Origin of the sequence: Nitrospirillum amazonense, from assembly GCF_029594735.1 — a bacterium.
Classification (GTDB): domain Bacteria; phylum Pseudomonadota; class Alphaproteobacteria; order Azospirillales; family Azospirillaceae; genus Nitrospirillum; species Nitrospirillum amazonense.
The window spans coordinates 769,145-769,572 of the sequence record NZ_JARPAF010000002.1 but is presented as its reverse complement, the minus strand read 5'-3'; the positions used below and the strand labels follow the sequence as shown (position 1 = coordinate 769,572).

1 protein-coding gene is annotated in these 428 nt (G+C 68.2%); it reads left to right on the top strand.

Annotation, left to right across the window (positions count from 1 at the left end):
• A partial coding sequence (locus P5F91_RS09735) for an electron transfer flavoprotein subunit beta/FixA family protein (protein WP_277907104.1) occupies nt 1-428 on the top strand: 428 nt, incomplete at both ends.

Genomic DNA, 428 nt, shown 5'->3' with positions numbered 1-428 from the left:
TGGTCGCGGTCAAGCGGGTCGTTGACTACAACGTGAAGGTTCGCGTGAAGGCGGACGGCACGGGTGTGGAGACGGCCAACGTCAAGATGTCGATGAACCCGTTCGACGAGATCGCGGTTGAGGAGGCGGTTCGCCTGAAAGAGGCGGGCAAGGCCACCGAGATCGTGGTGGTGAGCGTGGGCCCGGCGCAGGCGCAGGAGACGCTGCGCACGGCGCTGGCCATGGGGGCGGATCGCGCCATCCTGGTGCAGAATGACGCGGAGACGCAGCCGCTGGGCGTGGCCAAGGCGCTGAAGGCGCTGGCGGAGAAGGAACAGCCCGGCCTGGTCATCCTGGGCAAGCAGGCCATCGACGACGACGCCAACCAGACCGGCCAGATGCTGGCGGCCCTGCTGGGCTGGGCCCAGGGCACCTTCGCCAGCAAGGTG